14 protein-coding genes are annotated in these 14921 nt (G+C 32.4%); 2 read left to right on the forward strand and 12 right to left on the reverse strand.

What is annotated here, in order from left to right:
• Positions 1 to 3: 3 nt before the first annotated feature.
• From HMPREF9402_RS06240 to HMPREF9402_RS06265, 6 genes are all read right to left on the reverse strand, one after another.
• Positions 4 to 558: a class D sortase gene (locus HMPREF9402_RS06240; RefSeq protein ID WP_006784897.1), complete on the reverse strand. Its 555-nt coding sequence runs from the start codon at positions 556 to 558 to the stop codon at positions 4 to 6.
• A gap of 58 nt (positions 559 to 616) precedes the next feature.
• Positions 617 to 2269 carry a hypothetical protein gene (locus HMPREF9402_RS06245; protein WP_006784896.1) on the reverse strand — a complete coding sequence of 551 codons (1653 nt, stop codon included), beginning with the start codon at positions 2267 to 2269 and terminating at the stop codon, positions 617 to 619.
• A gap of 618 nt (positions 2270 to 2887) precedes the next feature.
• Positions 2888 to 3868, reverse strand: coding sequence for a siderophore ABC transporter substrate-binding protein (locus HMPREF9402_RS06250; RefSeq protein WP_009606878.1), 981 nt, complete (start codon positions 3866 to 3868; stop codon positions 2888 to 2890).
• A 38-nt stretch (positions 3869 to 3906) separates the two neighbouring features.
• A complete protein-coding gene (locus HMPREF9402_RS06255) occupies positions 3907 to 4662 on the reverse strand; it encodes an iron ABC transporter ATP-binding protein (RefSeq protein ID WP_009606877.1) in 756 nt (251 codons plus the stop codon).
• The gene (locus HMPREF9402_RS06260) at positions 4659 to 5609 is read right to left on the reverse strand and encodes an iron chelate uptake ABC transporter family permease subunit (protein ID WP_006784893.1); all 951 of its coding nucleotides are present in this window, start codon (positions 5607 to 5609) and stop codon (positions 4659 to 4661) included. The genes HMPREF9402_RS06255 and HMPREF9402_RS06260 overlap by 4 nt, the downstream gene beginning before the upstream one ends.
• Positions 5596 to 6552 carry an ABC transporter permease gene (locus HMPREF9402_RS06265; RefSeq protein WP_006784892.1) on the reverse strand — a complete coding sequence of 319 codons (957 nt, stop codon included), beginning with the start codon at positions 6550 to 6552 and terminating at the stop codon, positions 5596 to 5598. The genes HMPREF9402_RS06260 and HMPREF9402_RS06265 overlap by 14 nt, the downstream gene beginning before the upstream one ends.
• Before the next feature lie 224 nt (positions 6553 to 6776).
• On the opposite strand from HMPREF9402_RS06265, the gene HMPREF9402_RS06270 reads away from it, so the two are divergent.
• Positions 6777 to 7235, forward strand: coding sequence for a helix-turn-helix domain-containing protein (locus tag HMPREF9402_RS06270; RefSeq protein ID WP_039930879.1), 459 nt, complete (start codon positions 6777 to 6779; stop codon positions 7233 to 7235).
• Here HMPREF9402_RS06270 and HMPREF9402_RS06275 read toward each other — a convergent pair.
• Positions 7171 to 8451 carry an alkaline phosphatase family protein gene (locus HMPREF9402_RS06275; RefSeq protein ID WP_006784890.1) on the reverse strand — a complete coding sequence of 427 codons (1281 nt, stop codon included), beginning with the start codon at positions 8449 to 8451 and terminating at the stop codon, positions 7171 to 7173. The two genes, HMPREF9402_RS06270 and HMPREF9402_RS06275, sit on opposite strands and share 65 nt — an antisense overlap.
• Before the next feature lie 164 nt (positions 8452 to 8615).
• On the opposite strand from HMPREF9402_RS06275, the gene HMPREF9402_RS06280 reads away from it, so the two are divergent.
• Entirely contained in the window at positions 8616 to 8801 is a 186-nt protein-coding gene (locus tag HMPREF9402_RS06280) for a hypothetical protein (protein ID WP_006784889.1), read from the forward strand.
• Between the two features lie 43 nt (positions 8802 to 8844).
• Here HMPREF9402_RS06280 and HMPREF9402_RS06285 read toward each other — a convergent pair whose 3' ends face one another.
• The 5 genes from HMPREF9402_RS06285 to tilS all read right to left on the reverse strand — a co-directional run bounded on the left by HMPREF9402_RS06285 (position 8845) and on the right by tilS (position 14185).
• Positions 8845 to 9144 (reverse strand): CAAX protease family protein, encoded by a 300-nt coding sequence (locus tag HMPREF9402_RS06285; RefSeq protein ID WP_006784888.1) that lies wholly within the window; start codon positions 9142 to 9144, stop codon positions 8845 to 8847.
• 17 nt (positions 9145 to 9161) lie between these two features.
• A complete protein-coding gene (gene hslO / locus HMPREF9402_RS06290; protein ID WP_006784887.1) occupies positions 9162 to 10037 on the reverse strand; it encodes an Hsp33 family molecular chaperone HslO in 876 nt (291 codons plus the stop codon).
• Between the two features lie 187 nt (positions 10038 to 10224).
• The gene (ftsH, locus tag HMPREF9402_RS06295) at positions 10225 to 12258 is read right to left on the reverse strand and encodes an ATP-dependent zinc metalloprotease FtsH (RefSeq protein WP_006784886.1); all 2034 of its coding nucleotides are present in this window, start codon (positions 12256 to 12258) and stop codon (positions 10225 to 10227) included.
• 15 nt (positions 12259 to 12273) lie between these two features.
• On the reverse strand, positions 12274 to 12822 hold the full coding sequence (gene hpt / locus HMPREF9402_RS06300) for a hypoxanthine phosphoribosyltransferase (protein WP_240060463.1): 549 nt from the start codon (positions 12820 to 12822) through the stop codon (positions 12274 to 12276).
• The gene (gene tilS, locus HMPREF9402_RS06305) at positions 12806 to 14185 is read right to left on the reverse strand and encodes a tRNA lysidine(34) synthetase TilS (RefSeq protein ID WP_006784884.1); all 1380 of its coding nucleotides are present in this window, start codon (positions 14183 to 14185) and stop codon (positions 12806 to 12808) included. The genes hpt and tilS overlap by 17 nt, the downstream gene beginning before the upstream one ends.
• Between the last annotated feature and the right edge of the window lie 736 nt (positions 14186 to 14921).

Below are 14921 nucleotides of genomic sequence, written 5' to 3' on the forward strand. Positions count from 1 at the left end.
TTTTTACTCTATTAAACTAGCTTTCACAACATATCTTTCAGGTGTTGGCCCCATATAAACAAACGGATAACAAGTCACTAATGTAATCATTGATCTATCTGATGACTCGTAAATCCAATCATCATCTGGATCAACAATCTGAATATCTTGTATCTCATAAGTCAAGGTATTATCTAATGTCTCAATTGTAATTAACTCTCCAACCTCAACATGTTTTAAATTCCAAAAAATTTCTTCTCGGTGGCCGTAAAGTACTGAATTACCCACATCACCAATCATAGATGTGTCGTCATCTATTCCTACCCCTTTTGTCAAAATCGCATCAGATGTTCCAACACGGATTGGCAATAACTTGTCAAATGAAGCAATCTGCATCATCCCAACAATACTTTGATCGACATTCTCATTCGATGTTTCTTCCTTAGGAGTATTTTTTAATTCCTCCCATTGTTCCACCGATTCTTTAACTCCTTTATTCATCTCAATTAATGGATAAATTCCTATACCTAAACAAACTACACCAATCAAAATCAATAAAATTGGTATTATCTTCTTCATCACTTCTACACCTCTAACGCAAAGGAGAAGCACGTTAGTAGCGCCTCTCCTTTTATGATTACTGAACGTAATTTAAATTATCAAATGAAACAATTGTTTTTGTCTGATTATTTGCGTCAATATACTCAATCTCAACTACGTCACCTTCGCGGGTAATAGCTAACTCCGGTGAGATAGTGCTTGCTCCCATCAATAATAAATTAGTTTGATCTTTTAAAATAATCGTATAATAAGTATTTCCATCACTTTGACTCATTCCAAAACGCTCAACAGTCCCCTTAATTGACTTACGTTCTCCTGATGCAAGATTTGAAAAATCACCTTTTCCAAACATCAACTTCGTATAATTAGCACGAGCCTCACTTAATGTTTCACCTGTACCAACCATCGAATAATCTTTTACATTAACAAATGCATATTGCTTAACTAAACCTTGGTTATCCTTTAACGTCATAAAATACGTTGGTTCATTTTCAATATTTAATAACAATGGGAAACTCGCAGAATATGACATTTGTTGAACTTTTCCTTCTGCTGAACGCATCGCTGCAATCTCAGTTGCACCTGCAATTTTATAGAACTTTGTTTCCTTCGTTCTCGTATTCGATAACATAAATCCAACCGTTGATTCATCAGAGCTAGCTGAAGTCATACCAGTATAGAAATACCACTCTCCATCGACATACATATAATTACTTCCCTGAGTTGCTTGAATAATCCCTTTTTTAGCAAATAATGTATTGAAGAATCCGTTTGTATACCAACCCCAGTCATTAATTTGATTAATCACAAATGATTGTGGTTGGATACGGTCAATCCATGTTGGTGCCTCTTCAGTTGAATATTTATGAGTCTCTCCAGTTTGCGCATCAACCACTACTACTCCAGTCGCATCAGATCCACCATTAATTCCGACTTTCTTAGTATAAGTTGTCACAACCCAATAAGGGCGTCCTGAATCATCTAATTCAAATGAGAAATCAGTCAATCCTTCAAACATATTTCCTTCAAAATATACCTTACGTTTAATATCATCATTAAAGAATGCCGAAGGTAAATACTTTAAGTGAATTGGGTTTCCTTCTGCATCTTCTTGAACTAAACGTACATCCTGAGCATCAGTCGCTGAAACCATTATATATCCAGGGGTCCCCTCATGATTAGCAAACCACTTAATAATATCAATATGTTCAAGAGGTGCTACCCAGAATAACTCGTCATTCATACTAATTAACGTATAATCCCCAACATAAACCTGAGACCCCAAACCAACATCTTCTCCAAGCTTTTTCTCACCTAAACGGCGAGCATAATCTTCATCAACTGTTGGAATCTTAGATAAATCAACTGATGGAATCTCTTCAACAAATTCTTTTGTCTCCACATTACCAATTAAATCGTGATATTGTTTGCTCCAAAAAATAGGTAATGATGATAACTGATATCCAAAATAAATGATAATCATCGTCAGTAAAACAAACTTAATTTTTGAACCTGGAAAACTAATGGGATGTCCTTTAGCTATATCTTGAAAAATATAACGTACATCTTCATAAAAATAAGCAATAATTGCAATAATTAATAACCCGTAGAATAATCCAAATCCTTCTTCAAATCTAATATTTAAAGGTACTAATAATACATAATCCGCAATTAAAAATAAAACAATCAACGGAATAATTGTAACTAAAATATTACGTAATCTTTTCACATTATTCACTCCATTATTTAATAAGACGTATAAAAAATTATTAATGTAATTATATCAAATCATGATATTTATTACCACACTTTTCCCTTACTACTATCATTTAGAAACCGACACCCTTCATCGCTTAATCTAGTAAAACCACTAAAATTCTTCATCACACTCTATATTAGTAAAAGACTTTGAATGGTAGTCTTCAAAATTCACGACAAATAAAAAATCCTCGAAGTTTACCTCGAGGAAGATAATCAGAAAACACTTGGTGGAGATAGTGATAGAATTTGAAGTCTTTTTAGAATCTACGCCGCAAATCATAGATTCCAAATTTAGTTTTATTTATATTTGAGGAGTACAAAACTAATCTATAGGGAATAAGTATTCTTAAAAAATACTTGAATGACTTCCAAATTTCTATAGGTGATAAATTCGATGAAAACTCATGACAATTTTCATCAAAACTGACACTATCCTGTCATTAAATGACCATGTTTCCTAACACGTATATTATACTATAATTTTACATATTTTTGTGAATTTTTTTGAAAAGTTTGTGATTTTTTTATTTTTGTAATTAAATTTAATAAAAAAATAAGGTGAAATACTCACCTTATTTGCAAATTATTATTTTAACGCAGCACTAATTTCATCAATCATCATATTTGTTGAAGTAAATCCACCACTCGCTGTATACCAAATCCCAGCATTTAAATAAACAATGTGATCATTTACACTTGCATTTGTTGCATGAATTAATTCATTATCTAATAAAGCCGCAGCCGTTGATTCTCCTCCAGTCGCAGCCCCACGATCAACAACAAATAGATAATCTGGGTTAACTTCTAAAACATATTCAAATGAAACATTTTGTCCATGTGTTGATACTTCAATATTTTCATCAGCTGGAATAAATCCAAATGTATTGTGGATGATTCCAAAACGAGAAACTTGACCATAAGCACTTACAGAACCATCATTAACTAACGTAATTAAAGCATTAGCTCCTGTTGCCGTTACAGCTTCATTTAAAGTCGCAACTGATTCCTCAATTTTAGCTAATTCTTCTGTAACAAACTCTTCTTTTTCAAAGATTTGACCTAAAACTATCATATTTTCTTTGAATGATTCTAAATAATTCTCATTATCAATTCCCATGAAAATAGTTGGCGCAATTTTTGATAATTCTTCATAGTAATCAGATTGACGTCCAGAAATAATAATTAAATCTGGTTGCATTTCATAAACAGCTTCTAAATCTACTTCTTTTAAAGAACCTGCATTAGCATATTCAGAACCATCAAATTTTGATAAATGTTCTGGCATTGAACTTGATTGTGGAACTCCTGTAATTTCAACCCCCATGTAATCTAATGAATCTAAAATTCCGTAATCGAAAACAACAACATTTTCTGGGTTAATTTCAACTTCTGTTTTCCCTAAGTCATGTTCAATTATTAAAGTTGTTGCTACTTCTTTATTTTCAGTTGATTTTACTTCTTCAGATACAGCTGTATCTTCTGCCGGTGCTTCCATTGCAGGTGCCTGTGAGCATCCTACCATTCCCATTGCCAAAACGGCCATCATTACTAATAAATTTTTCTTCATTTTTCTTTTCCACCTTTTCTTATATATTTAATCCTAGCCTAGTAATACACACAGATTTTTTTGTCATTAATCTCTTGAACTTCAAAATCCATATCATATAACTCGCTTAATGTTGATGCCTGCATAATTTCATCTACTGTTCCGCAAACCGAAATTTCACCGTTTTGCAAAGCAATAATTTCATCTGAATAACATGATGCAAAATTAATATCATGAATCACAATAATAACTGTTTTACCAAGCTCATCTGTAATACGACGTAACATCTTCATAATTTGCACACTATGCTTCATATCAAGATTATTTAAAGGTTCATCAAGTAAAATATAGTCAGTATCTTGTGCCAACACCATTCCGATAAAAGCGCGTTGCCTTTGGCCCCCACTTAACTCCTCTAAAAACTTATCCTGAATATCCTCAAGTTGCATATAATGAAGCGCCTCGTCAATCTTAGCTTGATCGACTTCCGTTAAATTACCTTGACTGTGTGGGAAGCGACCGAACGCGACTAAATCTCGAATTGTAAGTCGGACGCTTAAATGATTACTTTGCTTAAGTATCGCCAGGACTTTAGCTAATTCATTTGTTTTCCACTGTGATAACTCTTTTCCATCAATAAAGACTTCACCAGAATCTCTTTTCAACAAACGACTCATCATTCCTAATACGGTACTTTTCCCAGCACCATTTGGTCCGATAAATGAGGTAATCTTTCCCCTCTTAATTTGAAAAGAGACATCATTTACGACAGCTTTTGAACCATATTTCTTTGAAATATTTTTCACCTCAATCATACGCGCTCCTCCTTTAACAGAACATAAATAAAGTAAATCCCACCGACAAAGTTAATAATAACCCCAATTGTTGTACTAAATTGGAACACTCTCTCAACTAAGAACTGACCTCCAATTAACGATACAATACTAATTAATATTGCACCTGGAATTAAAACACTATGACGATAATCTTTAAATAATTGATAAGAGAGATTGGTTACCAGTAATCCTAAAAACGTAATAGGTCCTACAAGTGCTGTTGAAACAGCAACTAAAATTGAAACAACAACCAATAATTTTCGAACAATCTTATCGTAATCAATACCTAAATTAATCGCATGTTCACGCCCTAAAGATAAAACATCTAATCGCTTCATATCTTTAAATGCCCATAAAAATGTAACAACTATTGTTAAAAATGAAATCATTAATAAAGATGATTTAACATTATTAAAACTTGCAAACATTTTATCTTGAACGATTAAAAATTCATTTGGATCCATCACCATTTGCATAAATGAAGATAAACTACTAAATAAGGTTCCAAAAATCATTCCGAGCATTAGTAAGAAGAATAAATTCTGATTTTCCTGCTTGAACATAATACGAAATAATACTAACGAAAACAGAACCATTAAAATTCCAGCTAAAATAAAGTTAACATTCGAACCAATTAAAGCAACATTTGCTGATCCAAAAATAAAGACAATGACAGTTTGTAACATTGTATATAAGGAATCCAACCCAAGAACACTCGGCGTTAAAATCCGATTATTAGTAACTGTTTGAAAGATAACTGAGGATACTGCAATTCCCCCACCTGTTAACATAATCGCAATTAACTTTGGAATTCGTCTTGACAAAGCATATTGATAAGAATTCGGATTTAATCCGTATGCTAAATATAATACGCTAAAGCCAATCGCTAAAATGAGTAGGATACTAAAAAACTTACGACGTTGCATTTGATTTCCTCCTCATAATTAAAAATAAGAAGATAATGCTTCCAATGACACCTACCGTTAATCCAATCGTAACTTCGTATGGATAAATAACTAATCTACCAATCAAATCACAGATTAGTAAGAACAATGCTCCTAAAATAGCAGTATGACCTAAACTATTTTTTAGATTATCGCCTAAGTATAATGACACAATGTTAGGAACAATGAGGCCGATAAATGGGATAGCTCCAATAGTAATGACGATAACTGATGTAATTAAAGCAACAATCGTTAATCCAATATTCACAATCCACTTATGATTAAGACCTAAATTTGTTGAAAAATCTTCTCCCATTCCTGCGATTGTAAATTTATTAGCATATAAAAATGCAACGATAATAAGTGGAATACTTAAATAAATAAGCTCGAAATTTCCTTTCATCACATTTGTAAAATTTCCTTGAGCCCAAGATGAAATATTTTGGACTAAATCAAACTGATAGGCAATAAACGTTGTAATGGAGTTAACAACATTCCCAAGCATCATCCCGATTAAAGGGATAAATAAACTATTTTGAAATTTAATTTGCTTTAATATTCCCATGAATAAGAATGTTCCTGCTAAAGAACAAATAAAAGAAAAAAACATTTTATGTAGCGGAGATGCTCCAGCAAAGAATAACATAGCGATAAGCATTCCTAATTTAGCAAAATCGATTGTGGCAGCAGTCGTTGGAGAAACAAATTTATTTCGTGTTAATTGCTGCATAATTAAACCACAAATACTCATTCCAACCCCCGCAACTAATATACTTAGCAATCTCGGAATACGACTCACAAATAAAATAAATAATTGATCAATGTCTCCATTGATAACTGAATCTAACGTAACATTACTTGCTCCAACAAATACTGAAACAATAGACAGTATTAACAATAGAATTAATAAATATCGCTTCTTCAAATTCATACCTCTTCCCCGTTGTCAACATATTTACTCTCAATAAATTCTATGTTATAATTAATCCAACTTAATTGATAATTATTATCATTTGTTTTTATTATAACAGTTAACCAAGTAACATTCTTAACTATGTTTAGATTTTTATAACTATATTTAGGTTTTAGCCTTTTTATTGATAATAATTATTATTATCTTTTTTTATTTTTTTATATGGAGGGAAAAAAATGAACGATACAAACAAAAATAAAGCTCCAAATTCCGGTCTTTATGGCCCACAAGTTTTAGCATATATCTCAAATAATTACGATCGAAACTTAGTTTTAGAAGACGTTGCTAGCTACTTTCATCTTAATAAATGCTATTTTTGTTCTGTTTTAAAAAAGGAATTGGGGAAAACTTTCTCACAAGTTGTTAATGAAATTAGAATTGAAAATAGTAAACCACTACTCGAGGAAGGAAGATTATCAACCCTTGAAGTTGCATTAACAGTTGGATTTAATAATCAAAACTATTTCAATATGACATTCAAAAAAATAACAGGGATGACACCCCTACAATATCGTCGAATTGCAAATCAAAAAATAAAAAAGGTCAAAGCACAAGCTTTGACCTTTTTTATTAATCTACTAATAATTCACGAAGTACACGTCCATCTGCTTCAGGCATTTCAAATCCTAAAATAGCTGCACATGTTGGAGCAATATCCACAACTTTAGCAACTGAGATTTCTTTTCCTTCAAGTACCCCTGGACCACTTAAAATTAAACATGGTTGCTCCCCTTTACTTGGGATATGTCCATGTGTACCACGACTTACACGATAATCATCATTCATAATTGGATTTTGATAATCAGCTAATAGATTCCATCCAAATGCGGCTCCTTCTTTAGCTTCTAATACAAATGTAAACTCTCCATTTAAACGATACGTTTTATTAACTTCCTCACGCGTAAAAATATGCTCAATATGTAATAAATCACGATTTTCGTTTAATAACTGATAAACCTTTTGAACCATTTCTTCATCTTTAGGATTTTTTAAATAAACTTGAGCAGATACAGCACTAGATTGGATATAAGCTTCCCAATCTGTCATTTTTCCATTCTCATCTACTGTTAATAATCCATTTTCAATTAATAATTTATTCGCATTAATATTCATATCCACATCAACTTGTCCATGATCTGAACAGAAAACAAACGTTGTTTTTTCATATAAATCATTTGCTTTTAAAGCATTTACAACGATTGCTAACATATCATCTAAATATTTATACGCATCTACTAATTTTTCAGATAATACCCCGTGTGAATGACGATAATGATCTGGTAATGTCATATGCATTAACATTACATCTGGTTGATATTTATTAATAACATATTCTGTTGCTTTTGCAGAAAATTTATCTGTTGAATAATAATTTGGTAACGTCCATGCTTCCGCACAATAGTCCCACATTTCCTGTGTTAAAACATCATTTGAATTTTTACGAATTTCAGATTCTTGTTCTTCTTTAGGATAATGAATTCCAGCACGTTGAACAACATAATCAACATTTGCTCCTACTAATGTTGGCCAACTATTAATAAATGCTGAATAACCATTTTCTTGAGCTAGTTCAGGTAGAATTTGAGCTTTATTTTGTGAACGTAACTCATACCAAGGTGCATTATTAACTAATGGTGTAAATACCTCATTTGTGATAATTCCATGTTTATTAGGATAAGTTCCTGAAACAATCGATGCATGAGCTGTATAAGTCATTGATGGATATACTGTCTCAACTGATTTTACAATTGATGCTTTTTTTAAAATTGGTCCAAACGTTGGTAACTGTTTTAAAATTTCAATATCTTTACCAATCATCGCATCTAATGACATCAATAATAATTTCTTCATATCATCCACGCCCTTTCTTTGCTGTCCTCAGATATAAAATAACTTTATTAATATGATGACATAATTTTGTATAAATGTCCAATATTTCCGCTCACGCCTTCCTTAGTCCACACGTATAGTAATATTGAGCTCAATCTCGACAAAAGCGATAAGGAGTGACACTGATGAAAGTATTAAATACTATTCTTATCATTTGTGGTTTATTATTATTTTACATCGGACTTCAAGCAGATACCCAAGCTCCTTCAAACTCTTCTGATTTTTCAAGCCTAAGATATCAGCTTGAACAAGGTAATATTGATCTCCGCCCTAATATCATTAAAGTTATTGATGAATTCTATCCGATGTAATAAAAAAATCCATTATTTCAAAATGAAATAATGGATTTTAATTTTATCCAAAAATAATTTTATAAATAACGTAAAACCAACCAAGTAATCCATGAATAATCGCCCATAAAATAGAGTGATGTGCTGTGTAAGAGATAACAACTGCAAGCATCATTCCTAAATTATAGCTTTTTCCTAGAACCGACATCATTCCCTTTCTTAGTTCATGTCGATAATCGTTTCTTAATTCTTGGCGAAGCTCTTCTTTAAGTTCCTCACGCCAATAATCCTTTTGTGAAGATGTACTTCCATCACTAATAACTTCACCTTCAACTACTTCAATATTATCTTCATAGCGATTCATATTAATTCATCCTTTAATTACTTTACTCGTTCTTTTAAAGCTTCTAATTCTTCAGCAGTAAATTGATAACGTTCCATACAGAAATGACAAACTGCCTCCGCACCGTGATCTTCATCAATCATCGCTTGGATTTCATTTTCTCCTAAACTAATAATTCCATTTTCAAATTTATCTTTTGAACATTTACATTCAAAATGAACATCATGACGATCTAAAATACGAACATTTTCCGAACCAAAAATCGTTTCTAAAATTTGTTCAGGAGTAAGACCTCCATCAATCATTTGAGAAACAGGTTTAATATTAGATAAAGCAGTTTCTAACTTCACTAATGTTTCTTCTGTAGCTCCTGGCATTACTTGAATAATAAATCCTCCAGCTGCTTTAACTGAGTTATCTGGTTCAACTAAAACCCCTACGCCAACAGCGGATGGAACTTGTTCAGATACTGCAAAATAATACGTAAAGTCATCACCAATTTCACCTGATTGTAACGGAACTTGTCCTGTGAAATAATCTTTTAATCCTAAATCCTTTGTCACTGATAACTGCCCATCAGTTCCAACAGCCATCCCTACATTTAATTTTCCTGAATTATATTGGAAGTGTACTTCTGGATTCGTAACATATCCACGTACAATACCTTTTGAGTCTGCATCTACAATAATTGAACCGATTGGTCCATTTCCATTAATACGAATAGTAATTGTTTCTTCACCTTTTAACTGGCTTCCCATCATAGCAGCAACCGTTAAAGTTCTACCAAGAGCAGCCGAAGCAGTTGGCCAGCAACCGTGACGACGACGTCCTTCTTCAACTAAATTTGTTGAACTTACAGCAAATGCACGAATTTGATCATCAAATGCTAATGCTTTAACTAAATAATCTTTCATTTAATGTGCCTCCTTGTTGTCTCTTTTATTTCTTAGGAAATCATTTTTATGTTGTCTATGATAACAAAAATACACTTATTTTTCTACTCATTATTGTCAGTATTAATTTTATATTGAGCTAATAGGAAAAATTTATTTACATCATCTCATAAAAAAACCGTTTCTCTAATGAGAAACGATTTTTTTATTATAACTCTTCAATTGGAGGTAATTCATCCTTTGAATGAGTTAATGTTGATTTTAATTGATAATTATTATTTTCACGCACTAATTTGAAATTAGCTTGTTTTTTATCATCTTTATTAGAGCTACTAATTGTATAAGCTGTTGTTTCTAAGTGACCTTTTTCAACTAACTCATCAATTTGTTCTTTCGTTAATGTTTCATACTCTAACAATGTTTCAGCGATTAATTTTACTAAATCTTGATTTTGCTCAAGAACCTTGCGACAACGTTCATAACATTCACTAATAATCTCATGAATTGCCTCATCAATTTGACGTGCTAAATGATCAGAGAAGTTCTTATCTTTATTATAGTCACGTCCTAAGAATACATTTCCACTACGTTGTTCGTATTGGATAGGCCCTAATTTACTCATCCCGTATTCAGTAACCATCGCACGTGCAATAGCAGTTGCTTTTTGGAAGTCATTATGAGCTCCCGTTGTTACCTGGTGGAACGTTAACTCTTCTGAGACACGTCCAGCTAATAATCCAGTAATACGGTCTAATAAATCTTGTTTAGTTTGTAAATAAGTTTCCTCTTCAGGAAGCATTAAAGCATATCCTCCCGCTTCTCCACGAGGAATAATTGTAACTTTATGTACAATCTCTGCATTTTCAAGTTTTAATCCAACAACAGCATGTCCTGCTTCATGATAAGCAACAACACGTCGTTCTTTTGGTGAGAATACTTTTGATTTTTTAGCAGGTCCCATCATAACGCGATCCGTTGCTTCATCGACATCACGCATTTGAATTTCTTTACGATTTTCACGAGCTGCTAATAAAGCAGATTCATTTAATAAGTTTTCAAGATCCGCTCCACTAAATCCTGGTGTACGTCTTGCAATATCTTCTAAACGTACTTCAGGTGCTAAACGTTTATTACGTGCATGCACTTTTAAGATTGCTTCACGTCCTTTAACATCTGGACGACCAATTGTAATTTGACGGTCAAAACGTCCTGGTCGTAATAAAGCCGGATCTAAAACGTCTGGACGGTTAGTTGCAGCCATTACGATAATACCTGAATTTGGACCAAATCCGTCCATCTCAACAAGTAACTGATTTAATGTTTGTTCACGTTCATCGTGTCCTCCACCCATACCAGCTCCACGTTGACGCCCTACTGCATCAATCTCATCGATAAAGATAATACAAGGCGCTGTTTTCTTCGCAGTTTGGAACATATCGCGTACACGACTTGCCCCTACCCCTACGAACATTTCAACGAAATCAGAACCTGAAATTGAGTAGAAAGGTACTCCAGCTTCTCCTGCAACTGCACGAGCTAATAACGTTTTACCTGTACCTGGAGGCCCTACTAATAAAATACCTTTTGGAACACGTGCTCCCATTTCATTATACTTAGCTGGACTTTTTAAGAAATCGACAACCTCAACCAATTCTTCTTTCTCTTCATCATTTCCAGCAACATCTTCGAACGAGATTCCTTCTTGTTTAGATAATTTAGCACGGCTCTTACCAAAATCAAACGCCTTATTATTCCCTCGTTGTGCTGATTTAAACATAAACATGATGACACCTAGGAATAAAACAGTTATTAACGCGTAAGAAAGGAATGACCATATCTTACCTACACTTGAAGCTAATTTATTATTAATTTCAATGTTATTTGATAATGCTAAATCATAAATACGTGACAATTCCGAATTTGGAACATTTGCAGTATAGATAGTTTTCTTTCCATCTACCATCATTTCACCTTGAACAGACCACATATTTTGATTGTCTTCACCATCTACTGGTTGAACATATAATGAAACAATTTTTCCTGATTCTAAATCACTTAATAATTGTTCATAACGTGGCTCTTCAATTTTCTGTGTTTCCTGTGGAATAAATAAGAAACCATATAACCCTAAAACAATGATAAATAGAATAAAGTAGATTCCAATACTTTGTGGACCTTTTTTATTAAAACTACTTTTCTTTTTCATGCTTTTAATTTTATCTTTTGGATTAATTGGCGGCATCTTCGCACCTCTTTCTTAATTCATGTAGACTTCTTCTTTAAGAATTCCTACATATGGTAAATTTCTATAATACTCATCATAATCTAATCCATAACCAACAACAAAGGCTTTTGGAATTGTAAATCCAATGTATTTTGGTTCCATTACAACTACTCGACCTTCTGGTTTATCCAACATTGTTACTACTTCAACACTTGCAGCTCCGCGATGTTTTAAAAGTGCGATAACTTTATCTAAAGTAAATCCTGTATCTACAATGTCTTCAACAATAATGATATGACGTCCCTCTACTGAGATATCAATATCTTTTAAAATCTTAACTTGTCCAGTTGAAGCGGTTCCCCCATGATAACTAGAAACATCCATAAACTCAATTTGAACTGGAATATTCATGCACTTCATTAAATCTCCGATAAACGGAACAGATCCTTTTAATAACCCTAATAAAACCGGTTTTTTATCCGCATAGTCGATTTCTAATTGCTTCGCTAATTCTGCAGCTTTAGCTTCGATTTGTTCAGTTGTTAATAAAATTTCTTTAATATCGTTATGCATCTTCTTCATTCCCTCCGAGGTGACAATAATCAATTGTAATCGTTTTACCATTTAAATGTTGTTGACAATAAGATGATTTTTTTAAAAGTGGAATCCAGATAATTCGATCATTCGAATCTGTAATAATCGGCCATGTATCTCTTAAATGTTTGGGAACTCTACATTCAATCATAATTTCTTTAATTTTTTTCGTTCCATGTCCGTTCATTAGAGTGATACGATCACCTGGTTTGCGTGTTCTAACCTTTAAAGGTAATTCTATTTCATTATAACACAAATCAACTTTATTAATGCAAGATTTTTCCGTTTTTTCATCGACTTTGTTCTCCCTTATACACAAAGTAGAACCTTGAGGTAAGACAAGCGTAGAATCTACATCTAAAATCATCTCATATGGCTCTATTTCATCAAGCATTGTAGAGAATTGTACTATATCATAGGCTATAACACAACAAATTTGATTAGGTAACGTCACGCTCAAATTAGGTTTTGAACTCTGCATAACTGACAGTACTTCTTCAATATGTACAGTTTGAATATCCTTTATCATAAACTGCTGAAGAATTCGTTTAATCAATCGTCTTGATAAGCTTTTAGGAAGGCTATTTATAAAACTTCTTGAAACTTTAAATACTCCCTTAATTTCAGAAACTTCATTCATTAATTGATCAACCTGTAAATTAAAAAACGCTTCATCTTCACTTAACTGCTCACTAATGCTTCGAGAATGTTCATAAACAGAAAAAGTTTCTTCTGCTAAAGCTGGAATAATATATTTTCGAATTCGATTACGAGTATACACATCGCTTTGATTTGATTCATCCTCTCTGTACTCAATTCTAGACTCACTACAATACTTGTAAATATCATCTTTTGTTACCTCGATTAATGGTCTAATTATTTTCAATCCGCAATACTCCACTATCGGTTCTATTCCAATTAAACCACTAACTGTACTATGATATAAAAGTCTATAAATTTGTGTTTCTAAATGATCATCGGCATGATGCGCTGTCACAATACAATCTGCTTTATAATTAGCAGCAACTCTTTTAAAAAAGTTATATCTTTCTCTTCTCGCATATTCATGAAAATTTTCATTAGTTAAACACTTAGGTAAATAATAAACCTCATAATCTAATCCATTTTCTAATGCTATTTTGTTAACTAGAACCTCGTCTAAATCTGAGTTTTCACGCTTCTTGTGATTCACATGAGCTACAACTAAATGAAGGTTATACAGTTCTTTAATTTCGACTAGCAAATTTAGTAATGCCATTGAATCTGCCCCGCCTGAAACTGCGACAACAACTGATTTATTTTTCTCCAATAAATTGTATTTTTTTATCGTCCTTAATATAACCTTTTTCATTTAATTCTATTTCTCCTTGCCCTTTAAAAAACGCTTATTATCTATTATATCCATTTTGAGGTAAAAAAAAAGCATTCCCCTTACTTTCATACACTTTTTCTTAATATCCTCCAAACAACAAAAAATCAGATCCTAGATAGAATCTGATTTTTAAATTTATAATGAGCTCATTATTACAAATTAAACTTCAACAAATGACATGATTCGCGACTATCACATCATTCAAACCGGTCCCTTTACATATTCGGAACCTTCGAATACGCCCCTGTATCCGAAATAACGATTTACAAAATCGTGGATAATATTCAATTGTTTGTCCGAACACGTCCCTACTCTAGTAGGACACTTCCATCATAAAATGGTTTTAAAATTGGATGAACACATAAAACTTTTTAAAAAAATATAAATCTTACTTAAAAACAAATAATTTTCAATGAGATTTCTATTATAACTACTTATATGGTGCCAGCCATAAAATAGTCAACCAATCTCCAATTTATAATAAATAATCAATTACTTTATTAAGGCTAGTAACCTGACCCTTGAACCTAGTACCCTACTAAAATTAATTTGTCGTTGTATAAGTTAATAACTTAACTAATATAATTCAAATAAATATTTAAAATTTATATCACTATTTTAGGAAAGTGACCATCCTTACATATTTTTGATTACACACTCATTGTCACTGTTTAGGTCAGCAACTTACCTCGCACACTTTGATCTACACACACAA

The organism is Turicibacter sp. HGF1, assembly GCF_000191865.1.
GTDB classification, from domain to species: Bacteria; Bacillota_I; Bacilli_A; order MOL361; family Turicibacteraceae; genus Turicibacter; species Turicibacter sanguinis.

Coding starts and splice junctions, on each gene's coding strand:
- HMPREF9402_RS06240 (WP_006784897.1), bottom strand. CDS start 558: ATGAAGAAGATAATACCAATTTTATTGATTTTGATTGGTGTAGTTTGT.
- HMPREF9402_RS06250 (WP_009606878.1), bottom strand. CDS start 3,868: ATGAAGAAAAATTTATTAGTAATGATGGCCGTTTTGGCAATGGGAATG.
- HMPREF9402_RS06255 (WP_009606877.1), bottom strand. CDS start 4,662: ATGATTGAGGTGAAAAATATTTCAAAGAAATATGGTTCAAAAGCTGTC.
- HMPREF9402_RS06260 (WP_006784893.1), bottom strand. CDS start 5,609: ATGCAACGTCGTAAGTTTTTTAGTATCCTACTCATTTTAGCGATTGGC.
- HMPREF9402_RS06270 (WP_039930879.1), top strand. CDS start 6,777: ATGAACGATACAAACAAAAATAAAGCTCCAAATTCCGGTCTTTATGGC.
- HMPREF9402_RS06275 (WP_006784890.1), bottom strand. CDS start 8,451: ATGAAGAAATTATTATTGATGTCATTAGATGCGATGATTGGTAAAGAT.
- HMPREF9402_RS06280 (WP_006784889.1), top strand. CDS start 8,616: ATGAAAGTATTAAATACTATTCTTATCATTTGTGGTTTATTATTATTT.
- HMPREF9402_RS06285 (WP_006784888.1), bottom strand. CDS start 9,144: ATGAATCGCTATGAAGATAATATTGAAGTAGTTGAAGGTGAAGTTATT.
- hslO (WP_006784887.1), bottom strand. CDS start 10,037: ATGAAAGATTATTTAGTTAAAGCATTAGCATTTGATGATCAAATTCGT.
- ftsH (WP_006784886.1), bottom strand. CDS start 12,258: ATGCCGCCAATTAATCCAAAAGATAAAATTAAAAGCATGAAAAAGAAA.
- hpt (WP_240060463.1), bottom strand. CDS start 12,822: ATGAAGAAGATGCATAACGATATTAAAGAAATTTTATTAACAACTGAA.
- tilS (WP_006784884.1), bottom strand. CDS start 14,185: ATGAAAAAGGTTATATTAAGGACGATAAAAAAATACAATTTATTGGAG.